Raw genomic sequence first — 26,116 nt, 5'->3', positions numbered from 1 at the left:
TGGAGGCGGGGCGCTCGGGAATGCTCAGGCTCTGCGCGCCATCAGCAGCACCGAAGCCGCCCCTGACAACAGCACCGCGCAACCTCGGTTGAACAGGCGCTTGCCCTTGGGGTCGGCGAACCAGCGACGCATATGCACACCCATATAGGCGTAGGCGCTGATGGCGATCAATTCCAGCATCAGGAACAGGGCGCCGAGTACGGCGAACTGGGCGGAGATGCCCTGGGTCGGGTCGATGAACTGGGGGAGGAAGGCGGTGAAGATAAGGATGGCTTTTGGGTTACCGGCCGCGACCAGGAACTCCTGGCGGGCGAGGGCGCGCAGGCTGGCGGGGGCGCTTTGGGCGCGGATGTCGGCATCGGGGTTGGCGCGCCAGAGCTGGATGGCGAGGTAGATCAGATAGGCCGCGCCGAGAATCTTGATGCCATAGAACAGCAGCTCCGAGGTCTGCAGCACCACCGCCAGGCCCGCGGAGGCCAGGGCGATCATGCCGGCAAATGCCAGCAAGCGGCCGAAGCCCGCCAGGCAAGAGGTGCGAAAGCCATAACGGGTCGAGTTGCTCACCGAGAGCAGGTTGTTCGGGCCAGGAGCCATGTTCAGGGCGAAGCACGCCGGTATAAACAGGATCAGCGTCGGCAGGTTCATGGCAGGCTCCGGGATCGAGAGGCGGGAAAGCTCGACAATAACGTCAAGCCTTGGCCGGATGCCAGTGCGCCAAAGGCTTTCCTGATCTGTACCTGAGACTTGTCACGCAGGTGTACGGTAGGTCGGCATCAACAACCCCGTTTTGCGCAAGGTTGCGCTGCTCCCAAGGCATCTCCTTATGCGTCGAAAATGACGCGCAAATGCGGGCTTCGCAGTACGCTTGCAGGCGTCACGGTATGCCGTTGCCATGGAATCCGGCCGAAGTACCAGAAGCGCCAGAAGGCAAGCTTCGGATCGGGGTTGTCCCGTAATAACGTGGCGAACGTCTCCACGTCGCCGAGCTGGATGGCCGTCGCTTCCTGGATGACTTCACGCACGAAGCGGGAGCAGAACTGGCGTCGTGAGCCGATATTGAAACCGGTGTCGTAGAAGGTCCCCATCCGGCTCTCGGCCGCGCTCACCAGCATGTTGCGATGCCGCTCATTGAGCGGCGCGGTCAGCCTCGCGACTGCGCAGCGTCGGTGCTCGGAGCGCTCCAGGAAACGCGTCATCGGCGTGGTTCGGGCAAAAGGAAAAGTGCTCTCCGCAATCAGGGGGTCATCGCCACGGTTACCGACGACGACGCCTACATGGTTGGTCCATGAGTTCGTGGCGTTGGCCACTTCGAGGAAGGGGCGCGCGGTGACGCGGATAAAAACCAGGTCGCCGATTTGCAGATCACCCACCGGTGGTCCTGCGACAGGCAACTCGACGTGCGCACTTCCTTGCACCCCCTTCGAACGTATGACGCTGTTCATTGCGCTGCTAATGGACATGCTGGCCTCCTTGTTCTCTTGAAGGGCCAGTATGGGAGGAGGGTGCATATTTCACACCTTTATCCTTTGCATTTCCTTATGCTGATACCTTCAGTATCGGATTCCAATACTTAATGACTCCAATTACCCAGCTCATCGCGACGATCAAGCAGCGCCTCAAGTCAGCGGGAATGACCTATCGCGACGTTGCCCAGGCGCTGGACCTCTCGGAACCCAGCGTGAAACGGCTGTTGGCCAGCGGACGGCTGACGGTCGAGCGCCTTGCCCAGTTCTGTGACCTGCTGGGGCTGACGATGGCGGAACTGCTTCAGGAGTCCGAAGCATCGGCACCGCGTCTGCAAATGCTGACCCATGAACAGGAAGCGCAACTGGTCTCAAATGAGAAGCTGCTGTTGGTGGCCGTGTGTGCGTTGAACCAATGGTCACTGGAGGACATGGTGTCGGCCTATCATCTGTCGAAGGCCGAGTGCATCAAGCACTTGCTGGTGCTGGAGCGGATGGGGCTGGCGGATCTGAAGCCGGGCAACCGTATCCGGCTGCTTGTCGCACGAGATTTTGACTGGCTGCCGGACGGACCTATCCGGCACTTCTTTGTGCAACAGGGGCTACCCGATTTTATGGCCAGCCGCTTCGACCTTGCTGACGAGACCCTGGACTTTGCCCATGGCATGTTGACGAAGGCGGCGTACGCCCAGTTGCAGGTCGAAATGCACAGGTTGCGCAGCAAGCTGGCAGCGCTTCACAGCGAATCCCTGAGCGCACCCTTGTCCGAGAAGCGCGGCACGGCGCTGCTGCTGGCCATGCGTGTCTGGGAGCCACGGGCGTTCAGAAAGCTCAAACGGCCAGTACCCGACCGCGCTCAAGAATAAGTGGCTGTTTTAAAACAAATTTGTTTACCTTGGGGCTTCCCAGGCGAGGCGAAAGTTGATAAATTTCCGCGCACTCCTGCAGTGACCCTTCTCGGGTTCGCAAGCTGCAAGATCAAAAGCGAGTGTCAAGCATTCGTCGCAACAGCTACAGGGGCGTCGCCAAGCGGTAAGGCAGCAGGTTTTGATCCTGCCATGCGTTGGTTCGAATCCAGCCGCCCCTGCCATTTTCCTTCTCGTACCTAAGATCATGCCAGCCGCTGGCGCATCTGCTCACTGGCAGCCGGCCCGGCCTGCACTGTGCTACGGTCCAACGGCACCGGACGTCCATCGGCGATATCCGCCATCATCAATTGCAACGGTCGTCCGCTCCCGCGTTCGACGATCTGCACGCTTTCGCCTTCCGGCGCGTAATGGCGATTGCCCCATTCGACAAACGCCATCAGCACCACGCGAAAATCCTCGCCCTTGGCCGTCGGCACATATTCATGGCGCAGCGGACGCTGGCTGTAGGGCTGACGTTCGAGCAGGCCCGCATCCACCAGCCCATTCAGGCGCCGGGTCAGCATGTTCGGGGCAATCTCCAGGCTGCGGGAGAATTCGTCGAAGCGTTTCAGGCCATGCAGGGCATCGCGCATGATCAGGATATTCCACCACTCGCCCACGCGCTCAAGGCTGCGGGCTACCGGGCATTCGGCATGGCTCAGGGTCTTGCGTTGCATGGGGGCTCCTGTCGGGGCGCGCGGATATTTGTGAGGCAGGTATGTTACTTTCATGATGATAGTAGCGTCCACAAGCCATTACCTCACTCAAGAAACGGAAGGAGTTGGATCGTCATGAGCAAACGCATTGTCGTCACGGGCATGGGCGCACTGACCCCGTTGGGCTGCGGAGTCGAACAGGTCTGGCAGCGCCTGCTGGCCGGCCAGTCCGGTATCCGACAGTTGCCGGCGGAGTTGATCGGCGACCTGTCGATCAGTATCGGCGGCCAGGTCCAGGACCGTGCCCAGGACCCGGAAGCCGGCTTCGATCCGGATCAGCTGCTGGCGGCCAAGGAGCAGCGCAAGATGGACCGTTTCATCCTGTTCGCCCTGGCGGCGGCGGATGAGGCCCTGGCCCAGGCCGGCTGGGCTCCCGATTCCCCGGAGGCGCAGGAACGCACGGCAACTATCATTGCTTCCGGTGTCGGCGGTTTTCCCGCCATCGCCGAAGCGGTGCGCACCACGGACAGCAAGGGACCGAGGCGTCTGTCGCCGTTCACCATCCCTTCGTTTCTCAGCAATATGGCGGCCGGTCACGTCTCGATCCGCTATGGTCTCAAGGGGCCATTGGGTGCTCCGGTGACCGCCTGTGCCGCCGGCGTCCAGGCCATCGGCGATGCGGCCCGGATGATCCGTGCGGGGGAGATTGATGTGGCGGTCTGCGGTGGCGCGGAAGCGTGCATCCACAGGGTCAGCCTGGCCGGGTTCGCGGCGGCACGGGCACTTTCAAGTGATTACAACGAGACGCCGCAGTTCGCTTCCCGGCCCTTCGATCAGGCCCGCGATGGTTTTGTCATGGGAGAGGGCGCCGGCCTGCTGGTGATCGAGGAGTTGGAGCATGCCCTGGCCCGCGGTGCCAAACCCCTCGCCGAGTTGGTGGGTTACGGCACCAGTTCCGATGCCTACCATATGACCGCCGGACCGGAAGATGGCGACGGTGCTCGCCGTGCCATGCAGCAGGCATTGCGCCAGGCCGGTATCGAACCGTCCCAGGTCCAGCACCTGAATGCACACGCCACCTCGACCCCAGTGGGCGACAAGGGTGAGTTGGCGGCCATCAAGGCGGTGTTCGGGACAGCGGGTGGTCCGGCCATCAGTTCGACCAAATCCGCCACGGGGCATCTGTTGGGGGCTGCGGGTGGGATCGAGGCGATCTTCACGGTTCTGGCATTGCGTGATCAGGTGGCACCGGCAACGCTCAATCTGGATAACCCCGATGAGCTCGCCGAAGGTCTTGATCTGATTCGTGGTCAGGCCCGTCAGTTGCCCATGGAGTACGCGCTCTCCAATGGCTTCGGTTTTGGTGGGGTCAATGCCAGCGTGTTGTTCAAGCGCTGGGTGTAGGGCGGGAGATACCGTCTTCAGGTCAACGCGGTCAATGTAGGAGCCTGGCTTGCCGGCGATGGCGTCCTCAAGGGGCTCATCGCTGGCAAGCCGCGCTGCTACAAGGGACGGCGTTTACTTGGAGAATTTCCGTGCGCCGGCCACGCAAAGAATCACCGCCACCGTGACCCCCAGCATGCCCAGGCTGACGGGCTCGTGGAGTAAAGTCGCCGCCAGGGCCAGGCCGAAAAACGGCTGCAAAAGCTGCAACTGTCCCACGGCGGCAATCCCGCCCTGGGCCAGCCCGCGATACCAGAACACAAAACCGATCAGCATGCTGAGCAGCGAGACATACGCCAGGCTCAACCAGGCCGGTGGGCTGATCCCCGTGAACGAGGCGGGTGTGAGCAATCCCGTCAGCACGAGCATCACCGGCAGCGACAATACCAGCGCCCAGGAAATCACCTGCCAGCCTCCCAGCGTCCGTGAGAGTTTCGCCCCTTCGGCATAACCCAGACCGCAGACCAGCACCGCCAGCAGCATCAGGATATCGCCCCGGGGCGAGGCGTTCAGTCCCTGGGACACGGCGAACCCCACCACCAGTAGACTCCCCAGCACGGAAAAGAACCAGAACACCGGCCGGGGCCGCTCGCCGCCGCGCAGTACACCGAAGACCGCGGTTGCCAGCGGCAACAAACCGAGGAAAACAATGGAGTGCGCCGAGGTCACGTACTGCAAGGCCAGTGCCGTCAATAACGGAAAGCCGAGCACCACGCCGATGGCTACCACCAGCAGGGACAGCAGTTGGCTGCGGGCAGGTCGCTTCTCCCTGAACAGCAACAGCAGGCACAGCGCCAGAACCCCGGCGATGCTCGCCCGGGCCACGGTCAGAAACACCGGGTCGAACTCCAGCACCGCCACCCGTGTCGCGGGTAGCGAGCCGCTGAAGATCAACACACCGATAAATCCATTGAGCCAGCCGCTGGTATTTTTGGCCAGCGCCGGGGTGTTCAGGGGCGAGGTTCGTTCCATTTTCGCTTCACGCTCAAGGTTCGGGTTGCTTGAGGCGCATGCTATGACTGAGTATTGATACAATCAAAATATTGTCATGGATACATCTGCCGATGCCCCGTTCCCGGTATAAATCACTGGTTGACGTTTTTGCTGCCGATATCCGTTCGGGGCGCTTGCCGCCTGGCGCTCGGCTGCCCACCCATCGCCAGTTGGCCGCCACCCACGGTCTGGCCCTGGTGACGGCCAGTCGGGTCTATGGGGAGCTTGAAGCCATGGGCCTGGTCAGCGGAGAAACGGGGCGCGGCACCTTTGTCCGGGAGACGTCCCTGCCTTCCGGCCTGGGCATCGACCAGCCCGACGTTACCCAGGGGATGGTCGATCTCAACTTCAACTATCCCTCGTCGCCGGGGCAGGCCGAGCAGTTGCGCACGGCCTTGCGCCAGTTGGCGTTGTCCGGCGACCTGGAGTCCTTGCTGCGCTACCACCCCCATGCCGGGCGCCTGCACGAGCGGGCAGCGGTCGCCCGTCACCTGGCGGCGCGGGGGTTGAGGGTGACGGCCGAGCAGGTGCTGATTGTCAGCGGTGCCCAGCATGGTTTGACGGTGATCCTGATGGCGTTTCTGCAACCCGGGGATGTGATCGCCGCGGACGCCTTGACCTACCCCGGATTCAAGGTGTTGGCGCAGGCCCTGCACCTTGAGATCGTGCCGATTCCCGTTTCCGACCAGGGGCCGGATCTCGATGCCCTGGAGCAGCTCTGCCGCAGCCGTCCGGTACGTGCCGTTTACAGCATGCCGACCCTGCACAACCCGATGGGCTGGGTGATGGCGGCCGATCAGCGCAAACAGTTGGTGTCGATTGCACGTCAGCATGATCTGTTGATTATCGAGGATGCAGCCTATGCCTACCTGGCGGAGAAAGCGCCGCCGCCGTTAGCCGAGCTGGCGCCGGAAAGGACGCTCTACGTTTCCGGTCTGTCCAAGAGCGTGGCCGCCGGTTTGCGGGTGGGGTTTGTCGCGGCACCGATATCGCGGGTGGCGGCGTTGGAGCGCACCATCCGGGTGACCACCTGGAACACGCCGGGGGTGTTGACGGCGATTGCCACCGCCTGGATCGAGGATGGCACCGTTGCCCGGCTCGAGGTGCAAAAGCGCAAGGATGCCCAGGCCAGGCAGGCCATGGCCGAAGAGTTGTTGGGCGGCCTGCACACCGTTCGCCATCGGTCTTCGTTCTTTCTCTGGCTGCCCCTGCCGGAAGAGGCACGGGCTGATCAGATCGCCATGGCGCTGATGCGCGAACAGATTTCGGTGTCCACCGCCGAGCCTTTTGCGACCTCCGTGCAGGTGCCGCATGCGATCCGCCTGGCCTTGGGTTCCGTGGACATGGAGACCCTTCGGGTGGCGCTGGTGAAAGTGCAGCGGGTGCTCGGCCCGCTGTTCTGATCCGTATTTTTCATCGTCATCTGCCTCTGTAATGTATTCGGCCCACGACCGACAATGAACCTACGGATCAGCCTTGTGCAGATGCCCGGGGTTACGGCCTGTTATGCCGGGCCACGACCTCTGTTTGCTCTGCTCCGTAAACTCATTACGCACTCCGCGTTATGCGCTGACCTTATAGTCGAGGAGGCCTTATGGCCAAGATGGCGATGTTCCTGGGTGGATTTCTCATACTGACAATTGCGATTGGCCTCCTGGCCACGATTTCTCCGACATAACCCCCTAGACCAGATAGCGCCGGAACCACCCCAGGGTCCGGTCCCAGGCCAGCTTGGCGGCCGCCTCGTCGTATCTCGGTGTGGAGTCGTTGTGAAAACCGTGGTTAACCCCGGCGTAGATATGCGCCTCATAGACCTTGCCGGCGGCTTTTAATGCCTGCTCATAGGCGGGCCAGCCGTCGGTGATCGCCTTGTCCAGTTCTGCGTAGTGCAGCAATAGGGGCGCCTGGATCCGCACCACTTCCTCGGCCTTTGGCTGGCGGCCATAGAAGGGCACCGCGGCGCTGAGTTCCGGATAGGCCACGGCGGCGGCATTGGCGACCCCGCCGCCATAGCAGAAGCCGGTGATGCCGACCTTGCCGGTGGTGCTGTCGTGGTGCATCAGCCATTCGATGGCAGCGAAAAAGTCATTCATGAGCTTTTCCGGGTTGACGGTCAGTTGCAGCTCCCGGCCTTTTTCGTCATTGCCGGGATAGCCGCCGACCGATGACAGGCCATCCGGGGCCAGGGCGATAAATCCGGCCTTGGCCACCCGCCGGGCAACGTCTTCGATATAGGGATTGAGCCCACGGTTTTCATGCACGACCACCACAGCGGGCACCTTGCCGCTGGCCTTGGCCGGACGCACCTGATAGGCACGCACTTGCCCGTTGCCCTTGGGGGAGGGGTAGGTGATGTATTCGGCGAGGATGTCCGGGTCGGTAAACGGCACCTGTTCGGCCAGCGCATAGTTCGGGCTCAACGCCGCCAGCAGGCTGCTGGCGGCGAGACCACCGAGGGTGAACTTTGCCGCACGATCAAGAAACTCCCGGCGGTTGATCTTGCCGTGGACATAGTAGTCGTACAGCTCAAGCAGTTCAGGGGCAAAGTCTTTCGCGGTGAGACGTTCCATCTGGGCGCTACCTTTCGAGTGGTCCGGGTTACGGCCCAGTGTAGAACCTAAAGGCGGGTATTCGGGCTTGAGCGGCTTTCATATGGGTAATATTGATTTATGATCATGAGTGAAACTTGTGATCATCAATATTAAAATGAGTTTGTCTCAGTATGTGCTGAATGTCGACAATGGCTCCCATCGAACATATTGGAGTTTTTTGTCATGGCACTGGCTCATTCCCTAGGATTTCCGCGCATTGGCCGCGACCGCGAGCTGAAGAAAGCTCAAGAAGCCTTCTGGAAAGGCGAACTGAACGAAGCGGGTCTGCGTGCCGTGGGCAGCGAGCTGCGCAAGGCCCACTGGGACCTGCAGAAGAAAGCCGGTATCGAGTTGCTGCCGGTCGGCGACTTCGCCTGGTACGACCAGGTGCTGACCCATTCGCTGATGTTCGGTGTGATCCCGGAGCGTTTCCGTCCGCACGACGGCAAGATCTCCCTGCAAACCCTGTTCGGCATGGCCCGTGGCGTCAGCGACAGCTGCTGCGGCGGTGCCCATGCCCAGGAAATGACCAAGTGGTTTGACACCAACTACCACTACCTGGTGCCGGAGTTCAGCGCCGACCAGCAGTTCCAGCTTGGCTGGGACCAACTGTTTGAAGAGGTCGAAGAGGCACTGGCACTGGGTCACAACGTCAAGCCGGTGGTGATCGGTCCGCTGACCTACCTGTGGCTGGGCAAGGCCAAAGGTGGTGATTTCGACAAGCTCGATCTGCTCGATCGCCTGTTGCCGCTGTACGGTCAGATCTTCCAGCGCCTGGCGGCCCAAGGCGTCGAGTGGGTGCAGATCGACGAGCCGATCCTGGTCCTGGACCTGCCGCAGGAATGGAAAAACGCCTTTGAGCGGGCCTATAACCTGATCCAGCGCGATCCACTGAAGAAGCTGGTTGCCACCTACTTCGGTGGCCTGGAAGAGAACCTCGGCCTGGCGGCCAATCTGCCGGTCGACGGCCTGCACATCGACCTGGTTCGTGCCCCTGAGCAATACCCGACCATCCTCGATCGCCTGCCTGCTTACAAGGTACTGTCGCTGGGCTTGGTCAACGGCCGTAACGTCTGGGGTTGCGACCTGGAAAAAGCCCTGGCGGTCTTGCAACATGCCAATGAGCGCCTGGGCGATCGCCTGTGGGTCGCGCCTTCCTGTTCGTTGCTGCACAGTCCGGTCGACCTGGGCCGTGAAGACAAGCTGGACGCCGAACTGAAGAGCTGGCTGGCCTTTGCCGTGCAGAAGTGTGGAGAAGTGGCGATTCTGGCCCGTGCCATCAACGAACCCGAAGCGGTTCCAGTCCTGCAAGCACTGGCCAGGAGCCGTGCGGTTCAAGCCAGCCGTGCCGCCTCGCCGCGCATCCACAAACCGGCTGTGCAAGCTCGTGTTGCCGCGATCACCGCCAAGGACAGTCAGCGTCACTCGATGTTCGCTACCCGTATCGAGAAGCAGCGCGCCGGCCTGGATCTGCCGCTGTTCCCGACCACGACCATCGGTTCGTTTCCGCAAACGGCGGCCATCCGCCTGGCGCGTCAGTCGTTCAAGCAAGGCAAGTTGAGCGAAGCCGAATACACCGAAGCGATGCAGAGCGAGATTCGCCATGCTGTCGAGTTCCAGGAGCGCCTGGGCCTGGACGTGTTGGTGCACGGTGAAGCCGAGCGTAACGACATGGTCGAGTACTTCGCCGAGCAACTCGAGGGTTATGTCTTCAGCCGCTTTGGCTGGGTCCAGAGCTACGGTTCCCGTTGCGTGAAACCCGCGGTGATCTTCGGCGATCTGAGCCGTCCGAAAGCCATGACCGTGGAGTGGATCCGCTACGCCCAGGGCCTTACCGACAAAGTGATGAAGGGCATGCTGACCGGTCCCGTGACCATGCTGATGTGGTCCTTCCCCCGTGAGGACGTGTCCCGTGAAGTGCAGGCTCGTCAACTGGCCCTGGCCATTCGTGACGAAGTGGTGGACCTGGAAACCGCTGGCATCAAGATCGTGCAGATCGACGAAGCGGCGTTCCGCGAAGGTCTGCCGCTGCGCCGGGCGCAATGGCAGCACTACCTGGACTGGGCCACCGAGGTCTTCCGTCTGTGCGCGTCCGGTGTGCGTGACGAAACCCAGATCCATACCCACATGTGCTACAGCGAGTTCAACGATGTGATCGAGTCCATTGCGGCAATGGATGCCGACGTCATCACTATTGAAACCTCGCGTTCGGACATGGAGCTGTTGGAGGCGTTCGAAGCCTTCGCTTACCCGAATGAAATCGGGCCGGGCGTCTACGACATCCACTCGCCACGGGTTCCGGATGCTTCGGAAATGGCCAACCTGCTGCGCAAGGCCGCCCAGCGCATTCCCGCCGAGCGTCTGTGGGTCAACCCGGATTGCGGTCTGAAAACCCGCGGCTGGCCGGAAACCGAGGCTGCTCTGGTGCATATGGTCAGCGCCGCCCGCCAACTGCGTGCAGAACTGGGGTAATGCGCTAAGCCCTGCGCCTGAAGTACCTGCCGGAGTCTGTCAGCGTGCTCCGGCTTTTTTATGGCTGCTGTCAGCCGGAGTGCGTACACTGCCGGGGTTCTATCGCTTTTTCACTAGAGCGTTTTACAACTCGTTCAGAAACAGGAAGCCGGTTGAAATCCGGCGCGGTCGCGCCACTGTATTCGGCTGTTTATCAGTCGTAAGCCAGACCCTGTTTCTCCAATCCGTAATCCGTACTGGGACGCGTCTTCCCTGGAGGTTCATATGGCTTATAACGCTGCTACGCAGACCGATGTTTCCCTGCCCACCATTCCGTTGGGCGAAATCCTTCCCTGGGCCATTTTTGGCGGCCTGCTGTTGATGCTGGCGATTTATTTCGTCGGTGCGGAGCAGGGCGCGACGGCTTTGTTCAAGGGTATGTATGTCCACGAATTCGTGCACGACGGACGCCACCTGCTTGGTTTCCCCTGCCACTGATTCAAGGAACATGACATGACCGGTCAATTATTGATTCGCGGTATGCTGGTGGGCTTGCTCGCCGGCATTCTTGCCTTTGGCTTTGCCAAAGTGTTTGGCGAGCCGCAAATCGACAAGGCGATTGCCTTCGAAGAACACATGGCGCACATGCACGGTGATGCTCCGGAAGAAGAGGAGCTGGTGAGCCGCGAGGTGCAGAGCACGTTCGGTTTGTTCACCGGTGTGGTGGTGTACAGCGTTTCCCTGGGCGGGATCTTCGCCCTGGTGTTTGCCTATTCCCTCGGGCGTGTCGGCAAGATCGGCCCGCGTGGCCTGGCTGCGCTACTGGCGCTGGCGGCCTTCGTCACGCTGATTCTGGTACCCGGGCTGAAATACCCGTCCAATCCGCCGTCAATTGGCGATCCGGAAACCATCGCGCAGCGCACCAAGCTGTTCTTCCTGATGTTGCTGGTGTCGGTGATTGCGGCGGTGATTGCGATCAATGCCGCGCGTAAGCTGATCCCGGCCCTCGGCATCTGGAGCGGCTCGATCCTGGCGGTAGGGTTGTACATTCTGATCATGGCGGTTGCCGGTGCTCTGTTTCCGACCATCAATGAAGTGCCGCAGGCTTTCTCGGCGGTCCTGCTGTGGAAGTTCCGCGTGGCCTCCCTGGGCATCCAACTGGTGCTCTGGACCACCGTAGGCCTGACGTTTGGCTGGTTGGCCGAGCGCAAGCTGAATCTGCCCGGGTTCTCCACCCGCGCCTGAAGTTGAAGAGCGGTGCCGTGCAAACGGCACTGCTTGAACCCTGTCATCCCTCTGTTCCGCCCCTTCCAGAGCCTTGCCAGTCAATGCGCGAGCGGCTTACCGGCGCAACCGACTCGCAACGTCAGCGTTAAAGGCTACGCCAGCAACCGGGCGTACCGATCCAGGTCAATATTGCCTCCGCTCACGATCACACCGACACGTTTACCTTCCAGTGCCTTGCCCATTTCACGTACAGCGGCCAACCCCAAGCATCCGGTCGGCTCCACGACCATCTTCATGCGCTCGGCAAAAAAACGCATACCCTCGATCAACTGGGCATCCGTGACAGTCAGGATGTCATCAACGTCGCGGCGAATGATTGGGAATGTATAGTGCCCCAGATGCTGAGTCTGGGCTCCGTCTGCCAAGGTGTCCGGTGTGTCGATATGTACAATTTCGCCCCTGCGAAACGACTGTTGACCGTCATTCCCCGTCTGCGGCTCGACACCGTAAAGTTTACAGTCAGGTGACAGTGCGCGGGTTGCCAAGGCAGCTCCCGCCAACAGTCCACCGCCACCGAGACAGACGAATAGCGCGTCCAGCGGGCCGGTTTCTTGCAATAACTCCAGGGTCGCCGTCCCTTGCCCAGCGATGACATCCGGGTGGTCATAGGATGGGATCAAGGTGTAGCCATGCTCCTCAGCCAGGTTTCGACCAATGGCTTCGCGGTCCTCGCTGTAACGATCATAGAGCACAACACTGGCTCCGTATTCGCGTGTCGCTGCCATTTTCGAGGCCGGAGCGTCATGGGGCATCACGATGGTCGCGGGAATACCCAGGATACGTGCAGACAATGCGATGCCTTGGGCGTGGTTACCGGAAGAAAATGCCACGACCCCGGCCTTGCGTTGGCGCTCGTTGAAGCGAGCTACTGCATTGAACGCGCCGCGGAACTTGAATGCGCCCATGCGCTGATAGTTCTCGCATTTGAAAAAAACCTCTGCACCCAGTTGTCCGTTCAGCGTACGTGAGGTCAGCACCGGAGTGCGATGAGCGTGGCCCTGGATACGTTCGGCGGCGTCAAGGACGTCTTGATAGGTAGAGAGCATCAGCTGCGTCGTGGTCATGGGGGCCTCGCTTTTTGATATGAGAATTTTTAGACGTGTGTGCAATTAATACGCTTATGCAGTCGCCGCAAGTGCCATGGCTTCCACCTCTACGGCTGAACCAAAATGCAATTGAGCCACTCCCGCAACGGATCGTGCGGGACGGTGATCACCTAACCACTGCTCGTAGAGCCGATTGAAAGCTGGCCATTGATCAATATCGGTAACATAGACGCGTACCTGCACTAGGCTGTATTTGTCGATGCCTGCCCGGACTAGACAATGTTCAAGATTGCTCAGGACCTGCCGAGTTTGTTCCTCGAAACTCTGGTCTGCCAATGCCTGTCCCGAGGAATTGATAGGTAATTGACCAGAAATAATCACAAATCCACCGGCGATACAAACATGAGAATAGTGCCCCGCAGGAGGGCGGATGGAGCTGCTATTGGCGCATTGGATAGCGGGATTAAGCATGGCGATACCTTTATTCAGGTCGAGGAGAACCAGCCCCTCACTTGGGCAAAAACTTTCTGGCCTACTGTCGGTACGAGACCGGCCAGGGTTATTTCACGTAGCTATAGGCAGCCGCGCGGGACACGCCCAAATGCTGGGCGATGACCTCCATTGACTTGCGTACTTCCAGATAACCGGTGCCCTTCAGTTCGCGAAGCAACAAACGTTTGTCTTCGGCCTTCAGTGCGCGTGGTGTCGTAGCCTGACGCGCGGCGAACTCGTCGATACGCTGGCGAATGGCGTCAGCATTGCTGGTGTCCAGGTTTTCCGTAACACCATTCTTGACCACGTTGGTGAATTGCCCCATCGCGCTTTGCATGCTCTGGAACAGACTCAAGTCCAGGTTCATGCACAGTGCCGCGACATACCGGCCGTTCGAGTCCTTGATCCCTATTGAGGTGCTCTTGGCCTGCCGACCATCAGGAAAGCGGTTGGCATAGTTGGCGATCACTTGCGGATAATGCGCATCAGCAATGCGAGCCAGGCCGAGCTCGGTTGCCGGATCGCCTACCTGGCGCCCCGAAAGGTTGTTGTGAATCGTATGAATGGCGTGACTGGGGTCTTGCAGGTCATGTACCACCACTTCGCAAAAAGGCGCGAATGTTTCACCCAGCCCCTGTGCAATCTGCCCCAGTTGCTTGAGGATATTGGTGGACTCGTCGTTTTTTGCGCTCATGGTGCAAGCTCATGCCGGTGATGAATGGATAGGTTCAGATAACTATTCAGGCGACCGGATTGGACGTTGGGATGGAATCTGACGTCGACTGAAACATTAGACCTGACTCTGTCCGCGCGGCGTGCGCCTGGTCATCGCCGTTGCGTTGCCCCATCCATCGGGCGATAGCCATGGTCGCGACCCCGTTACCTAGAACGTTGGTGAGTGTGCGCATAGTGTCCATCAAGCGGTCGACACCCAGAATCAGGGCAAGGCCAGCTAATGGGATGTCTGGGAACATCGTCAGGGAAGCGGCCAGTGTTACGAAGGCTCCTCCGCTCACGCCAGCAACCCCCTTGGAGGTCAGCAGAAATACCAACAATAACGACAACTGCTCAGACCAGCCCAGATCAAGTCCAGCTGCCTGAGCAATGAACAGAGCCGCCACTGTGAGATAAATGGATGACCCGTCCAGGTTGAATGAATATCCGGCGGGCACTACAAATCCGGTAACGTTCTTGCTGCAACCCGCTTCCTGGAGTTTGGTCATTAAGCCCGGTAGCGCCGCTTCCGATGAGGTTGTTGTAAAGGCGATAATCAGTTCCTTGTGGATAAGCTTGATGAACCTCCACAGGCTGAATCCGGTGAGCCGCGCAATACTGGCGAACACCAGCAGAATCATCAACGTACACCCCAGATACACCAGACCGATCATCTTGATCAGTGGCACTAGTGCCGCAAGTCCGAATTTTCCTATCGTAAATGCTACCGCGGCAAAGACACCGATAGGTGCAAAACGCAGAATAACACTGACCACCTTGAAGCTGACTTCAGTCCACAAACGGAGATTTTCTGCCAGGGGTTCGGCACGTTCACCCAGTGCAAATAATGCATAACCAAACAGCAGCGCGACCAGCAGGATCTGCAACATCGCTCCACCCGCCAGCGCATCAAGCACAGTTTTGGGGATGACATTAAGCAAAAAGTCGACTGTAGACAACGCCTGGCCGGCTTGAGCAAACGATGCCACGGTTGCAGCACCATCTGCCGGGATCGATAGACCTGCGCCCGGTTTAAAAACGTTACCCAGCAGCAATCCCAACACCAGCGCTATGGTGCTGATAACCTCAAAATATATCAGTGTAACGACGCTCAGCCGCCCAAGACCTGCGCCTTTCCTGATCTGAGAAAGCCCGCTGGCTACGGTAAGAAATACGATTAGGCCTGCAACCATTTTAATCAGTTTGACAAAAGCACTGGCCAGCGGATTGAGCTGTGCGGCGAAATGCGGCCAGATAATTCCTATGAAGGTGCCAAGCAGCAACCCAATGAATAACTGGAAGGTCAGCGAGTAGATCAGTGGTGAACCTGTGTTTGCAGCGGATGAAGGTGTTGACATTACAGCACTCCAATCAGGGTGGCAGAAGTCAGAAATACGTCGATACGGCGCTGCTTATTGTTCTGAGCAGTCTCTCTTGGGGGGGGGGGTGGCAAAATATCTAAAAATAATCAAAATGTCCAGGTTCTGGATGTTATATCTTGAAAAAATGGCTGGACAGGCGGTGGTTGGGCCTGAGTTCAGGAAAGCTGACAGTCCGATTTTTCAACAGCGTCTACCCATAACGGTCGTTTGCTGATTTTTGTGGTACAACCATCCGCCTGAAAGATACAGAAAAACCTGGCACTCAGTGGCTGCCGTAACCAGGCGTTATAAAGCGTGTATTCTTCTGATGAAATTGCCTGTGTTGTGAAATAAAAAGTCGCCTGGATGAGTTCGGAATTTTATATTTCGGAGCGGGCAGGGCCGAGTGTTTTACACGCTGTTGATCATTAAGTTAACGTTTATGGAGAGAATCAGTGCGGCTGAGAAGCAGATAAATACAATGCCGCCAACTCTATTGATGATCAAAAAGCCTCTGCCAAGAGATATTTTTTGCCGGGCTGAGGTGGTGATATATCCATAGGCGAAGTGAATCAAGAATACCAGTGTGCAAAATGTGGATGCCAGTAAGGTGAATTGAGGTGCGAACGGTTGGTCTGCTTTTATGAATTGCGGAAAAAGAGCCATGAAAAAAACAATTGGCTTGGGATTGAGCATCGAAACGAAAAACCCCTGCCTGAATCGGGCTGTCACACTGGGAAGGGATTCAGAGTGTGTTATTTCATTGAGGGTGTTTTGAAGTTTCGGCTTGGATCGCAGCAGCTTCAATCCCAGGTAGATCAGATAAGCAGCCCCCAGTAATTTGACGATGTTCATCATCCAGGCGGAGCTGGAAATAATCGCTCCGACACTGCTTGCCGCAATGATGGAGATCCCCCCCATGCCGAGGGCTACTCCAAGAATTCCAGGCAAAGCATTCTTCAATCCATAGGTGAGTGAGTTTGTTAATGTCAGTAACACTCCAGGACCCGGACTGGCGATCGTCAAGCATGATATCGTCACGTAAAAAAGATATTCCTCCACTGTCTATCTCCACGTATAAAAAAGAGCGTAAGCCCTTGTAATGAATCAGCTTGTTTTCGAGGTTTTTAGCGAACGGTACTCTTGGCCTTTAAAGAACGGGCTGTTAACAAGAAGTTCGCCTTGTTCCTTTGCCACTTCTAAGTGAAAGCGCGTCGGACCAGAGTATTTGAAATGCTCGCGAGGAATTTCAAGGTCGTGAGCGCGCCGATAGTCATAGGTACTGGTCTCGCAGAAGAAACGCATGACGAACGCTGCGCGCGAGTCTATCGGGCCATCTTCCAGCATGATGCTCCGGTGAATCACATTTTTGTCGAAAATGAGCGCGTCACCCACCTCGAATTCGTCCTCGACGGCAAAGTGATCCAGCAGCTTTTTAATCGCCGGATCATTCAAAGGACCATCACGAAGATGCATGAACTCATCAATGGTGGTCTCCTCACCCCGCTCAATACGTTCCGACAGCAGTTGGAAGATTGAAGGATCGATGTGTTCATACATGAATGCACCTGATACGGCGTCTTTAGGGACATACGCCAGACCGCCGCGTTGTCCTTTGGGATCGATATTTACCAAGGGCGCCCAGACTGTGCAGCCATAGTCTTCCGCTTGGTGATAGCCGAAACTTTGCGTGCCGATATGCCAAGGGAAACCCTTGTTTTTATTTTTTTCCAGCTCGAAGGAAAGCGCCTGGGCAAAAAACAAGGTTTTGCCCGTCAACGTGTTCATGACATGTTTGAAATGATCATCTTGAATAACGCTGGCAATCATCGGGTCGCCGTCATACATGTCAAATGCCAAACGGCTAAAACCGCTCTGATATTTATCAGTAGGCGCAGAGATGCGCTCGCCAATGGTTGATTTCAAATAACCGGTTATATCTTTGTTGTAAAAACCTTTCAGGAAAAGAAAGCCCTGCCTACGAAACGTTATCACCTGATCTTCGCTTACTTGAAACTGTTCATTGATCATTGTCGCTCCATTTTTTATTGACTGATGCGTTTTGTGGTGTGAGACTTTTCGTATATTATTGAAACTAAATCACTTTTCCATGCCCGAGACATCGCGCGCTGCAAATTGCTCGCTATGGATGTGGGGTATAAAAACAAGTAGGGGGGGTGTCAGAATTCTAGGCGTTCTGAACGGCGGTAATTAGCATATGACATGTCATTCCCTTCACTGAGATGCAGCTCCCTTGATGAGAAGACCCTCTTCTCACTTCGAAAAAGCTTAATATGCTAAAAATATTTTGTAAACATTTTCTTGGTGGTAAAGTTTGCCAGCGACTCGCAAACGCAATCTGCGTACACAACATCCAGGCTTCGATCGTGGATTTGCATTCCTATGGAGTGTGAGCACATAGGCGCAGATTGGAACATGATCTATAGTCTGTTTGGCATGGCATTTGTTGGTGGGCCTGTCATAACCCCCCCCTCACGTCCACCAGTAGCGCACCAGATGGAAAAAGGTCGGTGCGACGAAGCACACCGAGTCCAGCCGGTCGAGCATGCCACCATGGCCTTCGACCATATGGCCCCCAGTCCTTAACCCAACGGTCGCCCTTGATCGCCGACATGACAATGCCATCGGCAAACACCAGCAGCGCGATCAGTGCCGCTGGCGGTGGCGGAAACGTGAGATGTATTACCAGGATGGCCCCGTTCTTCCGACCGATTCAGAAGGCGGGAGTGCACTCGTTATTGCCCGATATCCGAATAAAGATGCCGCGGCCGCCATATATAACTTTGGGAAAGGTACAGTCAGTCTTGTCGGTCCACATCCGGAGGCCAATCAAGAATGGTACAGTCGTGAGGGTTTGAAAAATCCCGACGGTGTAAACCTGGATCTTGCAGAGGATCTGGTTGTGGCGACGATGAGATATGAGATAAAAGAGTGAGCCGTCATGAACGACATCCTGATCTTCATCTCGGTGGTTGATGCCTGAAGCATTGTCGCCGAAGACCGGATGATGTGTCTGGCCCGCTCGTCGGTGGGCAAGTCCGTGACTCGCTTGTAATGCTGGATGAACCGTGTAGTTGAGGTGACTACCCGGTGCGGGGAGCGGAGTGCAGCCCGCCAACGCTAAAACGTTGGCGAGCCCGCCGTAACACCTCTCACGTCCACCAATAGCGCACCAGATGAAAGAAGATCGGCGCGGCAAAGCACACCGAGTCCAGCCGGTCGAGCATGCCGCCATGACCTTCGATCATATGGCCCCAGTCCTTGACCCCACGGTCGCGCTTGATCGCTGACATGACGATGCCGCCGGCAAAGCCCAGCAGGTTGATCAACAACGCAATCAGCGCCGCCTGCCAGGGATTGAAAGGGGTAATCCAGAACAGCGCGCCACCGATCAACGAAGCCAGTGTGATGCCGCCGACAAAGCCTTCGACGGTTTTCGACGGCGACAGGTTGGGCGCGATCTTACGTTTGCCGAACAGCTTGCCGCAGACGTACTGGAGCACGTCGGACAACTGCACCACGATCACCAGGTAGGCGATCAGCAGCAGGTTGCGGCCTTCATAACCGGCAATCTCCAGGGTCAGCAGCGCCGGCACGAACGACACGCAGAACACCGCGATCATCAGCCCCCACTGGACCTTCGAGGCCCGTTCCAGAAAGTGCGTGCTGTCACCGCCCAGCGAAGCGAGGATCGGCAGCAGCAGGAACACATAGACCGGAATGAAGATCGAGAACAGTCCGTACCAGTCGCTGTAGATCAGCAGGTACTGCAACGGCAGGGCCAGGTAGAACGCCGCCACCAGCGCCGGGTAGTCGCTGCGCCGGGTCGGTGTCAGGGTCAGGAATTCGCGCAGGGCGTAGAAGGACACCGCATAGAACAGCAGGATCACCGCGCCGGTCCCCAGCCAGAAGGCGATACCGATCACCAGCACCATCACCCACCAGGCGTTGATCCGGGCGTTGAGGTTATCGATGACCGCATTCGGCGTGCCTCGGGTACGCCACTTGAGGACAAAGCCGATCAGCGAAGCCAGCACCAGGATCATGCCGATCCCGGCGAACAACATCAGGGTCTGCCTATCCATTTCAGTGTTGCTCCGGTGCCAGGGCCAGCAGCGCATCGCGGCTGCGTTGCAGGAAGTGTTCTTTGCTTTCGTCGTCTTCGAGTCGCAGCGGTGCGCCGAAACTGGTGGTGCACAGCAGCGGCAGGGGCAATACCCGGCCCTTGGGCATCACTCGGTTGAGGTTGGCGATCCATACCGGAATCAACTGCGCCTGTGGGTAGCTCCGGGTCAGGTGGAAGATCCCGCTCTTGAACGGCAGCAGGCCGTCTTCCTGGTTGCGGGTGCCTTCGGGAAAGATGATCAGCGAGTGACCTTGTGCCAGGGCGTCGAGCATCGGTTGCAGCGGGTTGTCCCCGGGCTCCTTGCGTTCGCGGTCGATCAGCACACCGTTGAAGACCCGCTTGATGATGTAGCGGCGCAGGGCGCTTTTATTCCAGTAGTCGGCGCCGGCGACCGGCCGGGTGAGTTTGCGCAGTGCCGGTGGCAGCGAGGCCCAGAGCAGCACGAAGTCACCGTGGCTGCTGTGGTTGGCGAAGTAGATGCGCTGCTCCGGATTGGGCCCGCAGCCGATCCACAGGCTGCGGGCACCGGTGATCAGGCGGGCGCCGGAGGTGATGAGGGTGGCAACCACGGGTTCGAACATGACGATTCCTTATCCGGCGAAGGGCAGCCAGGGGCTGGCCAGAATGACGATCAGTGGCAGGGAAATTTGTACCAGCACCAGCAACGCCTGGCGCTTGAGCAGGCCCAGCGCGCCATGGCTGCGCTCGGCCCAGGGACGGTTTGCGGATTGTCGCGGTTGCAGGCCGAGGTCTTGCAGTGCCTGGTCCAGCGCCTCGGTGCGATCGCTCAGGTTGCTGGGATCCTGCGCCATCAGTTGGAACAGATCGGCGTCGAAAGCGACACGAAAGGCCCAGTATTTTTGCAGCAGGCCCGACAGCACCAGCCAGGCGCTGACCACCAGGCACCACAGGCTGATGGTGCTGAAGAGCAGCGGTGCCAGACCCAGCAGAACACCCAGTACGGTCAGTCCCGTGGAGAATTGGTCGAGCGCGCGGCCGCGCCTTAGCAGGCTGGCGATCACATGCAGTTGCAGGCTAGCGGGCATCGGCGATCCTCGATTGGGCGACCGCTTCGCCAGGCACGAGCTGAAGCATGGCTTCCAGCACCTGGCGATGCCGCGGATGCAGGACCACGCCGGGACGTGCCGCGCGTATCAGCTCCAGGGCTGCATCGATCGTCGTCGCTCGGCCGCTGTGCAGCAACCAGGCGGCGAGCGCCGTGGCACTACGTGAATAACCCAGGGCGCAGCAGACCAGCAGCGGCCCGTTCTGGCGCAGTTCATCAATGCTCAGGGCGGCTTCGCGACATTGCTCCGCTGACGGTGCAATCAAGTCCAGTACGGGGATGCTGCTATAGGCCCGCCCTTGGGGGGCCAAGGGCAGTTCGGCACACAGGTCGACGATGGCCGCGAATGGGCCGGCCTGAAGTTCGCGTCGGCTTGGCAGTCGCCCAAGCCAAACGTCATCTACAACCTGATCGGGTTGTGGATGGGATTTTGTCCAGAGCCGCGAATTGACCCAGGCGCCTGCCCGGTAAGGCGCAAACAGCCAGCGTGCGGCCGGGCTCAAGCTGCCGTCGGCGCGTTTCTGGAAGCCCTGGGCGCCGAACACCGCGTAATTGAGCGCTACCAGCGCCAGGGCCAGCGCCGGCCAGAGCAACCATAACGCGACACCGGCGAAGCCGAAGCCGACGATGGCCAACAGCGTCGCCCCCAGCCCGTAGCGAACAGCCAGGGCGAGGCGTTTGCCATCGCCTGACAGGCGCGCGGCGGACAATGGGTTGGCGCGATCATCCGGCCACAGCCAGACGCACAACCAGCCGGCCAAGGCACCGGTGGGCAGGTCGATAAAGTGGTGTTGATAGGTGGTCAGTACCGATACACCGATCAGCGCGAACCAGCCGTGCACCAGCCAGCGTCCGACACCGGTGAAATGCCGGCGGTACATGACCCATAGAATCACCAGCAACGCGATATGCAGCGAAGGCGCCTGGTTGAAGGGTTTGTCGAAGCCCGCCAGTACCGCGAACAGCCAGCCGAACACGCCGTCCAGCGGTGGTCGGGGGAAGGTGAAGGTCAGTGGCCAAAGCAGGAAGCAGGAGACGGCGATCGCCTGGGCCGTCAGCAGGCGCAGGGCGTGTCGGTCGAGCTCGCGCTTGCTTCTGGGCAGCAGCAGCGACAAGCCGTAAAGCAGGTCGATGGACCAGTAGGGCACGATGGTCCAGGCCCAGAACGGCATATGGCTTTCCCAGCCGAACACGTAGTTGCCGACATCGCTGCGCCGGGCGGTGTACCAGGTGGCAAAGCCATAGCTGGCGAAGAACAATGGCGCCAGCAGGACCAGCCAGAGCACGGCGCGCTTCAGCAGGCCGGATTCCCGGGATGTGCTGTTCATCCTTGCACGCGTTGCGCCAGGGACACGCTGAAGATCCCCCATTCATCGACCCGTTGAGTGATCTTGCGAAACCCGGCGGCTTCCACCAACTGGTCCATTTCCGCCTGGCTACGACGGCGCATGACCCAGGCCTGGCCTTGGCGGTGACTGGTCAGGGCGCGGGCGATCAGTTCCAGCTGGGGGTGCCAGGGTTGCCCGGTGTAGACCAGATACGCGCCCGGCTCACAGGCCTCGGCCAAGCCGGCGAGGGAGTTGCCGACCAGGGTGTTGTCGGCGAACAGTTCGTACAGGCCCGACACCACCGCCAGGCTCGGCTTGGGGTCCAGCGCGGCGAGGTCGTCCCGGTCAAAGGCGTCGCCCTTGACGAACCGGGCGATATCGCCAAGGCCTTTTTCGACGATCAGCGCGCTGCCGTCACGCACGTTGATATCGCTGTAGTCGCGCAGCAGGATCGATTCCGGCAGTGGCGTCACCCCGTGCAGGGCTTCGAGGATATAGCGCCCGTGGCCGGCGGCGATATCCACGATCCGCACTTCGCGGCCTTGCTCGCGCAACTGGGCCATGGCCAGGCGTAGCAGCTCCTCGACATACAGTTTGCGTTGGCGGATGCCGCGCCAGCCGATGGAGTTCAGGTAGTTCTGGTCGATCATCCGGCCCAGCGCGGTATGCCCGGTGGGGGTGTTGCGGTAGACGTAGTCCAGGGTGCTGCCGGAGTCGAAACCGGTGTCGAAGCCGAGCTTGACCCCGGCTGACAGCTTGCTGCCCAGGCCCATGCTGGCGCGAGTCAGGCGCCAGTAGAGATCGCGCGGCGAGTTGTGCGGCAAGGGCGCTGCCAGCGACTCGGATTCGGCGCAGGTCTCGCCGATGCGATCAGCGTCGAGCAGGGCCGGGCGGTTAACCGGCGAGAGGAAATTCTGTTGGATAAAACGCTTGGCGCGGCTGACGGCCAGGTGCCGGTCGCGTTCGCCGAGGGTGTCGTGGAAGAAACCGGGGAGTACGTGCCGTTCTTTTTTCAGGCTGCCCAGGCGCTGGAAGAATTGTTCCTGGGGTTTGCGATGGACCACGAAGTCCGCGCCGGAAATCAGCAACTGGGTCGGTACCTGGATCGCATTGGCATCGGCGACCACGCGGTCGGCGGCCTCGTAGAGCCCGAGCAGGACGTTTACCGAAATGGCCTTGGTGATCAGCGGATCGCTGTCATAGGAGGCAATGCGTTCCGGGTCGTGGCTGAGAAACCTGGCCTTGACGTAGCTGTTGACGAAAAAGTTGCCGCGAAAGCGTCGCATCAGGGCCAGGCCTGGACGGGCGAAAGGCACGTAGAGCTTGACCTTGAAGGCCGGGGAGGCGAGCACCAGGGCGCGGATCTTTGGCGCGTAGTCGTGGACCCAGGTGGCGACGATCACCGCGCCGACGCTCTGGGCGATGACCGCGATATTTTCTTCGGCGATAGCGAAGGTGGCGCCGAGGTGATCGCAGAAGGTCTGCACATCCCGCACGCTGGTGGCGAAGCTCGGGCTGTCACCCCGCGCGCCCGGCGACTGGCCGTGGCCACGGGCGTCCCAGGCGAAGAAGTCGAAGTCCGGCAGGTCGAGTTCATCCACCAGGTGGGCAATGCGCCCGGAATGCTCATGCCCCCGGTGGAACAGCAGGATGGCCTTGCGCGGCTCGCCGGCGGCAGGCGTTGTGGCCGGCCAGTGGCGATAAAACAGTTCGACGCCATCATGGGTACTGAAGGTCTGGGCTTGCTCGTCGCGCATTGCAATGTCCTTTTGCCGGATCTTGGAGAGGGGAGCTTGAGGCAACTATCTTGGGGGAGCGGTTTGGCGATTCGGGTGTTACTGGGCAGGCGGTTCTGCTGTTGTTGCGGCTTCTTTCAAGCCTTGCCGTACCCGATTGACCAGCGTAACCAGCAGGAGTGCCGCCATCAGCACGAATAACCCATTTATCCATTGGGTATTGAGCAGGCCGAAGGCCACGCCGGTGGCGATCACACCCAGAACAAATGCGCGATCGCTCTTGCCCATGGGACCGTCGTAGCGCCGTGAGGCGCCGACCATCGACCCCAAGACACCGGCGTATTCGCTGAACAGGGCCAGCAGGGTCACCAGCAGCACCGCCAGCAGGCTGACTTCGGGCAACAAGGCAAACGGCAGGATCAGTGCGCTGTCGGCGATGATGTCGCAGAGTTCGTTCAGGTAGGCGCCGAGCTTCGATTGCTGGCCGAACTCCCGGGCGAGCATGCCGTCGATGGCGTTCAGGGCCATGCGCAGGATCATCCAAATGGGGATGATCACGAACACCCAGGCGTGCCCGGCGAAGGTGGCGACTACGGCGCCTACCAGCAGGGAAATTACAGCGGCGCTCAAGGTGACCTGGTTGGCGCTGGTGCCATTGTCGAAGAGGCGTTGGACCACTGGACGCAACAGGTTCTGGAAGCGGGGCTTGAGTTGGTAGATCGAAGGCATGGTGGCGACGGTCCTTGTCCGAAGGCAGTGAGCGGGGCTAGGGGAATCCTGGGAGCAGGAGAGACCGCTTATTGGCAAAACAGGTGGATTATTGCCAGAAATGGCCGGGGCTGACATTAGGTTCCGGATAAAAATGTGTGCAGCCGTGCATATTCAGGAAACAAAGCGGTTTTTATGAAGGGTTGGTTTCCAGGACTGTCAGCCAAGGCCAGCGAGCCTGATAACTTTTCGCCTTCTGCTCGAACAAGTCGGGTTCGGGATGTGCCGGATTGATCCGAAGCAGGCCTTGTTCGATATCGGTCAGGCCGTAGGGGGCATAGACTTCACCCGTGGCAACATCCAGTCCGATGCAAGTGCCGGCAATAAGGTAACGATCAATACCTTCTTTGGCCGACTCCAGCCGAGCATAGGTTCTGCCGAACCGTTGGGCATACCAAAGATGGACGCGCGCCTGGTTCTTGATATCGATGTTGACGCCAAGGTCCTGGAAGAGCAGGTGAGTGGCCCGGATAACCTCGTTTTCGGCTTCCCAGGAGAGGTCATTGTCGAAGTAGAAAACGTCGTAATCCTTGACGCCCCACTCGGCTGGCAGGTCCGAATGCTGATTCCAGACGGCCTGGAACAGACAGCCCGCCGTGAGCATGCATTGACTCAAACCGAGGGATGGCAGGCGTGAGGCGATTTCAGCGTTTACCGGGTTGGCCATGGCCAGGCTGAGCAAACGTTCGGCAGTCAATGTCATCTTCATTCCTTTGGCGTAGATCGAGTCCTGGCCGCCGAGGATAGCTCAAAGGTTATGAAATTTTGTGATGGCCATAGACCTTGTCGATGTGCGGCTGGTGGTTCGCAGCCCTTGTTTACAAGCCGTTTTTGGAAAGGCATGCCTCAAGTGCTTCGGTTATCAGGGAAATCAGAATCGGGCCTGAGCTGGACTGCATGTCTTTCCCGATTGCCGATTGTCGCTCTATCACTTTACCGGCGTATTTTGAGTCTCGACCTTTAGACGCCAGCGACGATAGCTCTTCTGAGGAGAAAGACTTCTCATAGGCGGCGGCAAGGTTCTGGTCCCATTTCGGCTGGTACTGCGGGAGTAGCGCAGTGATTTCGCTCGACACGGCTGTGTCTGCCCCGACAGCCCCCAGCTTCGCAACGAGCGTCCCGTAGGTTTGTGTGTGCTTGGCGGCTGATAGTGCGATGGCGGCGAGATCGTCGCCGGCATGGGATTGGGCAACGAAACTTCGGGCTGATTCATGAGCTGTTTCAGCCGCGGCTGTATTCGATAGCGCGAGGAGCAATGTGAAGGCGAGGGTGATGCCAAAGGGTTTCGTCATTGTCGGGCTCCTGAAGGGTTGCGAATAAGCGCTTCGTCTTTTGGACGCTCTCTACAACCAAGCCATCACACCGCCGTGCCGTGAGCAGGTTCCACGCCGATGCTGGCTGAAACTGTAAGTCTTGTCGCGGCACTTGGCCGTGGCGCCCTCGGGAGCTCGGTCTGATTTGGTGTGAGCGGGACTGTGTACGGTGTTTCCGTCTTTATTGATATACGAGCCGTGCTCGATCAATTGCGACTCGTCTGGGGTGAAGGCTTGACGATCCGTATCGGACCTGGCGAAAGCGGGTTGGAAAATCAAACAGGTGGCAAGCGCCAGGTAGGCGAGTTTCATGGGCTGACCGATCCTTGGTGTGCTGGAGGAGATTCATACGG

General features: G+C 59.1%; 27 protein-coding genes, 1 tRNA gene, 1 pseudogene and 1 riboswitch. Of the genes and pseudogenes, 8 read left to right on the top strand and 21 right to left on the bottom strand.

Translation table 11 applies throughout. From position 1 onward, the window contains the following. Positions 1 to 24: 24 nt before the first annotated feature. Entirely contained in the window at positions 25 to 645 is a 621-nt protein-coding gene (locus M5C56_RS00495) for a LysE family translocator (RefSeq protein ID WP_103494955.1), read from the bottom strand. A gap of 176 nt (positions 646 to 821) precedes the next feature. Next, positions 822 to 1,460 carry a YebB family permuted papain-like enzyme gene (locus M5C56_RS00490; protein WP_103495010.1) on the bottom strand — a complete coding sequence of 213 codons (639 nt, stop codon included), beginning with the start codon at positions 1,458 to 1,460 and terminating at the stop codon, positions 822 to 824. 113 nt (positions 1,461 to 1,573) lie between these two features. On the opposite strand from M5C56_RS00490, the gene M5C56_RS00485 reads away from it, so the two are divergent. Then, positions 1,574 to 2,329, top strand: a complete 756-nt coding sequence (locus M5C56_RS00485; RefSeq protein WP_103494954.1) for a helix-turn-helix transcriptional regulator — start codon at positions 1,574 to 1,576, stop codon at positions 2,327 to 2,329. A 149-nt stretch (positions 2,330 to 2,478) separates the two neighbouring features. Further along, a tRNA-Gln gene (locus tag M5C56_RS00480) sits at positions 2,479 to 2,553 on the top strand. A gap of 21 nt (positions 2,554 to 2,574) precedes the next feature. On the opposite strand, the gene M5C56_RS00475 is transcribed toward M5C56_RS00480, so the two are convergent. Beyond that, entirely contained in the window at positions 2,575 to 3,048 is a 474-nt protein-coding gene (locus tag M5C56_RS00475) for a helix-turn-helix domain-containing protein (protein WP_103499529.1), read from the bottom strand. Positions 3,049 to 3,162: 114 nt separating this feature from the next. Here M5C56_RS00475 and fabF point away from each other — a divergent pair, with 114 nt between their 5' ends. Then, entirely contained in the window at positions 3,163 to 4,431 is a 1,269-nt protein-coding gene (gene fabF, locus M5C56_RS00470) for a beta-ketoacyl-ACP synthase II (RefSeq protein ID WP_103499528.1), read from the top strand. A 114-nt stretch (positions 4,432 to 4,545) separates the two neighbouring features. Here the strand turns inward: fabF and M5C56_RS00465 are convergent, their stop codons facing one another. Beyond that, positions 4,546 to 5,442 carry a DMT family transporter gene (locus M5C56_RS00465; RefSeq protein WP_103499527.1) on the bottom strand — a complete coding sequence of 299 codons (897 nt, stop codon included), beginning with the start codon at positions 5,440 to 5,442 and terminating at the stop codon, positions 4,546 to 4,548. A 92-nt stretch (positions 5,443 to 5,534) separates the two neighbouring features. Here M5C56_RS00465 and M5C56_RS00460 point away from each other — a divergent pair, with 92 nt between their 5' ends. After that, entirely contained in the window at positions 5,535 to 6,866 is a 1,332-nt protein-coding gene (locus tag M5C56_RS00460) for a PLP-dependent aminotransferase family protein (protein ID WP_103499526.1), read from the top strand. 279 nt (positions 6,867 to 7,145) lie between these two features. On the opposite strand, the gene yghX is transcribed toward M5C56_RS00460, so the two are convergent. Beyond that, on the bottom strand, positions 7,146 to 8,033 hold the full coding sequence (yghX, locus tag M5C56_RS00455; protein ID WP_103499525.1) for a YghX family hydrolase: 888 nt from the start codon (positions 8,031 to 8,033) through the stop codon (positions 7,146 to 7,148). A gap of 204 nt (positions 8,034 to 8,237) precedes the next feature. Here yghX and metE point away from each other — a divergent pair, with 204 nt between their 5' ends. The 3 genes from metE to M5C56_RS00440 all read left to right on the top strand — a co-directional run bounded on the left by metE (position 8,238) and on the right by M5C56_RS00440 (position 11,750). Continuing rightward, complete coding sequence (gene metE, locus M5C56_RS00450) at positions 8,238 to 10,526, top strand: 5-methyltetrahydropteroyltriglutamate--homocysteine S-methyltransferase (protein WP_103499524.1); 2,289 nt, start codon at positions 8,238 to 8,240, stop codon at positions 10,524 to 10,526. Positions 10,527 to 10,623: 97 nt separating this feature from the next. Then, positions 10,624 to 10,757, top strand: a riboswitch (cobalamin riboswitch). 33 nt (positions 10,758 to 10,790) lie between these two features. Next, entirely contained in the window at positions 10,791 to 11,003 is a 213-nt protein-coding gene (locus tag M5C56_RS00445; RefSeq protein WP_103499523.1) for a CbtB domain-containing protein, read from the top strand. A 15-nt stretch (positions 11,004 to 11,018) separates the two neighbouring features. Then, positions 11,019 to 11,750 carry a CbtA family protein gene (locus M5C56_RS00440; protein WP_103499522.1) on the top strand — a complete coding sequence of 244 codons (732 nt, stop codon included), beginning with the start codon at positions 11,019 to 11,021 and terminating at the stop codon, positions 11,748 to 11,750. 134 nt (positions 11,751 to 11,884) lie between these two features. On the opposite strand, the gene M5C56_RS00435 is transcribed toward M5C56_RS00440, so the two are convergent. The 7 genes and pseudogenes from M5C56_RS00435 to M5C56_RS00405 all read right to left on the bottom strand — a co-directional run. Further along, on the bottom strand, positions 11,885 to 12,856 hold the full coding sequence (locus tag M5C56_RS00435) for a threo-3-hydroxy-L-aspartate ammonia-lyase (RefSeq protein ID WP_103499521.1): 972 nt from the start codon (positions 12,854 to 12,856) through the stop codon (positions 11,885 to 11,887). Positions 12,857 to 12,910: 54 nt separating this feature from the next. Beyond that, positions 12,911 to 13,309 (bottom strand): RidA family protein, encoded by a 399-nt coding sequence (locus M5C56_RS00430; RefSeq protein ID WP_103499520.1) that lies wholly within the window; start codon positions 13,307 to 13,309, stop codon positions 12,911 to 12,913. 88 nt (positions 13,310 to 13,397) lie between these two features. Then, a complete protein-coding gene (locus M5C56_RS00425; protein WP_103499519.1) occupies positions 13,398 to 14,024 on the bottom strand; it encodes a helix-turn-helix transcriptional regulator in 627 nt (208 codons plus the stop codon). Between the two features lie 46 nt (positions 14,025 to 14,070). Next, positions 14,071 to 15,402 carry a cation:dicarboxylase symporter family transporter gene (locus M5C56_RS00420; RefSeq protein WP_103499518.1) on the bottom strand — a complete coding sequence of 444 codons (1,332 nt, stop codon included), beginning with the start codon at positions 15,400 to 15,402 and terminating at the stop codon, positions 14,071 to 14,073. 414 nt (positions 15,403 to 15,816) lie between these two features. Continuing rightward, positions 15,817 to 16,431 (bottom strand): LysE family translocator, encoded by a 615-nt coding sequence (locus M5C56_RS00415; protein ID WP_247262980.1) that lies wholly within the window; start codon positions 16,429 to 16,431, stop codon positions 15,817 to 15,819. 81 nt (positions 16,432 to 16,512) lie between these two features. After that, positions 16,513 to 17,436 carry a hypothetical protein gene (locus M5C56_RS00410; protein ID WP_103498331.1) on the bottom strand — a complete coding sequence of 308 codons (924 nt, stop codon included), beginning with the start codon at positions 17,434 to 17,436 and terminating at the stop codon, positions 16,513 to 16,515. A gap of 462 nt (positions 17,437 to 17,898) precedes the next feature. Beyond that, positions 17,899 to 18,082, bottom strand: a pseudogene (locus M5C56_RS00405) (phosphatidate cytidylyltransferase); the annotation flags it as partial. A 21-nt stretch (positions 18,083 to 18,103) separates the two neighbouring features. Between M5C56_RS00405 and M5C56_RS00400 the strand changes: the two are divergent. Beyond that, positions 18,104 to 18,361 carry a hypothetical protein gene (locus M5C56_RS00400; protein ID WP_103498332.1) on the top strand — a complete coding sequence of 86 codons (258 nt, stop codon included), beginning with the start codon at positions 18,104 to 18,106 and terminating at the stop codon, positions 18,359 to 18,361. Positions 18,362 to 18,578: 217 nt separating this feature from the next. On the opposite strand, the gene M5C56_RS00395 is transcribed toward M5C56_RS00400, so the two are convergent. From M5C56_RS00395 to M5C56_RS00355, 9 genes are all read right to left on the bottom strand, one after another. Beyond that, positions 18,579 to 19,511, bottom strand: coding sequence for a phosphatidate cytidylyltransferase (locus tag M5C56_RS00395; protein ID WP_100942822.1), 933 nt, complete (start codon positions 19,509 to 19,511; stop codon positions 18,579 to 18,581). 1 nt (position 19,512) lies between these two features. Further along, positions 19,513 to 20,133, bottom strand: a complete 621-nt coding sequence (locus M5C56_RS00390) for a lysophospholipid acyltransferase family protein (protein ID WP_103498333.1) — start codon at positions 20,131 to 20,133, stop codon at positions 19,513 to 19,515. A gap of 9 nt (positions 20,134 to 20,142) precedes the next feature. Continuing rightward, entirely contained in the window at positions 20,143 to 20,598 is a 456-nt protein-coding gene (locus tag M5C56_RS00385) for a hypothetical protein (protein ID WP_103498334.1), read from the bottom strand. Further along, positions 20,588 to 21,946 carry a phosphatase PAP2/dual specificity phosphatase family protein gene (locus M5C56_RS00380; RefSeq protein WP_103498335.1) on the bottom strand — a complete coding sequence of 453 codons (1,359 nt, stop codon included), beginning with the start codon at positions 21,944 to 21,946 and terminating at the stop codon, positions 20,588 to 20,590. Before M5C56_RS00380 ends, M5C56_RS00385 begins: the two co-directional genes overlap by 11 nt. Beyond that, positions 21,943 to 23,703, bottom strand: coding sequence for a bifunctional alpha/beta hydrolase/class I SAM-dependent methyltransferase (locus M5C56_RS00375; protein WP_103498336.1), 1,761 nt, complete (start codon positions 23,701 to 23,703; stop codon positions 21,943 to 21,945). The genes M5C56_RS00380 and M5C56_RS00375 overlap by 4 nt, the downstream gene beginning before the upstream one ends. 78 nt (positions 23,704 to 23,781) lie before the next feature. Next, positions 23,782 to 24,411, bottom strand: a complete 630-nt coding sequence (locus M5C56_RS00370) for a CDP-alcohol phosphatidyltransferase family protein (protein ID WP_103498337.1) — start codon at positions 24,409 to 24,411, stop codon at positions 23,782 to 23,784. 172 nt (positions 24,412 to 24,583) lie between these two features. Then, positions 24,584 to 25,153 (bottom strand): nucleotidyltransferase family protein, encoded by a 570-nt coding sequence (locus M5C56_RS00365; protein WP_103498338.1) that lies wholly within the window; start codon positions 25,151 to 25,153, stop codon positions 24,584 to 24,586. Positions 25,154 to 25,268: 115 nt separating this feature from the next. Further along, positions 25,269 to 25,742: a hypothetical protein gene (locus M5C56_RS00360; RefSeq protein ID WP_103498339.1), complete on the bottom strand. Its 474-nt coding sequence runs from the start codon at positions 25,740 to 25,742 to the stop codon at positions 25,269 to 25,271. Positions 25,743 to 25,793: 51 nt separating this feature from the next. Beyond that, positions 25,794 to 26,075 carry a DUF3761 domain-containing protein gene (locus tag M5C56_RS00355; protein WP_103498340.1) on the bottom strand — a complete coding sequence of 94 codons (282 nt, stop codon included), beginning with the start codon at positions 26,073 to 26,075 and terminating at the stop codon, positions 25,794 to 25,796. Positions 26,076 to 26,116 lie beyond the last annotated feature (41 nt).

Origin of the sequence: Pseudomonas sp. MWU13-2862 (assembly GCF_023242495.1) — a bacterium.
Classification (GTDB): Bacteria; Pseudomonadota; Gammaproteobacteria; order Pseudomonadales; family Pseudomonadaceae; genus Aquipseudomonas; species Aquipseudomonas gingeri_D.
Note: the sequence above shows the minus strand (reverse complement) of the source record. Positions and strands in the feature narration are given on the sequence as shown.

What these genes read in the sequence shown, in the direction of transcription:
- fabF (WP_103499528.1), top strand. Translation starts at nt 3,163, where the DNA reads ATGAGCAAACGCATTGTCGTCACGGGCATGGGCGCACTGACCCCGTTG.
- M5C56_RS00390 (WP_103498333.1), bottom strand. Translation starts at nt 20,133, where the DNA reads ATGTTCGAACCCGTGGTTGCCACCCTCATCACCTCCGGCGCCCGCCTG.
- M5C56_RS00425 (WP_103499519.1), bottom strand. Translation starts at nt 14,024, where the DNA reads ATGAGCGCAAAAAACGACGAGTCCACCAATATCCTCAAGCAACTGGGG.
- M5C56_RS00485 (WP_103494954.1), top strand. Translation starts at nt 1,574, where the DNA reads ATGACTCCAATTACCCAGCTCATCGCGACGATCAAGCAGCGCCTCAAG.
- M5C56_RS00490 (WP_103495010.1), bottom strand. Translation starts at nt 1,460, where the DNA reads ATGTCCATTAGCAGCGCAATGAACAGCGTCATACGTTCGAAGGGGGTG.
- yghX (WP_103499525.1), bottom strand. Translation starts at nt 8,033, where the DNA reads ATGGAACGTCTCACCGCGAAAGACTTTGCCCCTGAACTGCTTGAGCTG.
- metE (WP_103499524.1), top strand. Translation starts at nt 8,238, where the DNA reads ATGGCACTGGCTCATTCCCTAGGATTTCCGCGCATTGGCCGCGACCGC.
- M5C56_RS00445 (WP_103499523.1), top strand. Translation starts at nt 10,791, where the DNA reads ATGGCTTATAACGCTGCTACGCAGACCGATGTTTCCCTGCCCACCATT.
- M5C56_RS00430 (WP_103499520.1), bottom strand. Translation starts at nt 13,309, where the DNA reads ATGCTTAATCCCGCTATCCAATGCGCCAATAGCAGCTCCATCCGCCCT.
- M5C56_RS00365 (WP_103498338.1), bottom strand. Translation starts at nt 25,153, where the DNA reads ATGACATTGACTGCCGAACGTTTGCTCAGCCTGGCCATGGCCAACCCG.
- M5C56_RS00380 (WP_103498335.1), bottom strand. Translation starts at nt 21,946, where the DNA reads ATGAACAGCACATCCCGGGAATCCGGCCTGCTGAAGCGCGCCGTGCTC.
- M5C56_RS00495 (WP_103494955.1), bottom strand. Translation starts at nt 645, where the DNA reads ATGAACCTGCCGACGCTGATCCTGTTTATACCGGCGTGCTTCGCCCTG.
- M5C56_RS00395 (WP_100942822.1), bottom strand. Translation starts at nt 19,511, where the DNA reads ATGGATAGGCAGACCCTGATGTTGTTCGCCGGGATCGGCATGATCCTG.
- M5C56_RS00360 (WP_103498339.1), bottom strand. Translation starts at nt 25,742, where the DNA reads ATGACGAAACCCTTTGGCATCACCCTCGCCTTCACATTGCTCCTCGCG.
- M5C56_RS00385 (WP_103498334.1), bottom strand. Translation starts at nt 20,598, where the DNA reads ATGCCCGCTAGCCTGCAACTGCATGTGATCGCCAGCCTGCTAAGGCGC.
- M5C56_RS00410 (WP_103498331.1), bottom strand. Translation starts at nt 17,436, where the DNA reads ATGATCAATGAACAGTTTCAAGTAAGCGAAGATCAGGTGATAACGTTT.
- M5C56_RS00355 (WP_103498340.1), bottom strand. Translation starts at nt 26,075, where the DNA reads ATGAAACTCGCCTACCTGGCGCTTGCCACCTGTTTGATTTTCCAACCC.
- M5C56_RS00370 (WP_103498337.1), bottom strand. Translation starts at nt 24,411, where the DNA reads ATGCCTTCGATCTACCAACTCAAGCCCCGCTTCCAGAACCTGTTGCGT.
- M5C56_RS00460 (WP_103499526.1), top strand. Translation starts at nt 5,535, where the DNA reads ATGCCCCGTTCCCGGTATAAATCACTGGTTGACGTTTTTGCTGCCGAT.
- M5C56_RS00435 (WP_103499521.1), bottom strand. Translation starts at nt 12,856, where the DNA reads ATGACCACGACGCAGCTGATGCTCTCTACCTATCAAGACGTCCTTGAC.
- M5C56_RS00420 (WP_103499518.1), bottom strand. Translation starts at nt 15,402, where the DNA reads ATGTCAACACCTTCATCCGCTGCAAACACAGGTTCACCACTGATCTAC.
- M5C56_RS00475 (WP_103499529.1), bottom strand. Translation starts at nt 3,048, where the DNA reads ATGCAACGCAAGACCCTGAGCCATGCCGAATGCCCGGTAGCCCGCAGC.
- M5C56_RS00440 (WP_103499522.1), top strand. Translation starts at nt 11,019, where the DNA reads ATGACCGGTCAATTATTGATTCGCGGTATGCTGGTGGGCTTGCTCGCC.
- M5C56_RS00375 (WP_103498336.1), bottom strand. Translation starts at nt 23,703, where the DNA reads ATGCGCGACGAGCAAGCCCAGACCTTCAGTACCCATGATGGCGTCGAA.
- M5C56_RS00400 (WP_103498332.1), top strand. Translation starts at nt 18,104, where the DNA reads ATGTATTACCAGGATGGCCCCGTTCTTCCGACCGATTCAGAAGGCGGG.
- M5C56_RS00465 (WP_103499527.1), bottom strand. Translation starts at nt 5,442, where the DNA reads ATGGAACGAACCTCGCCCCTGAACACCCCGGCGCTGGCCAAAAATACC.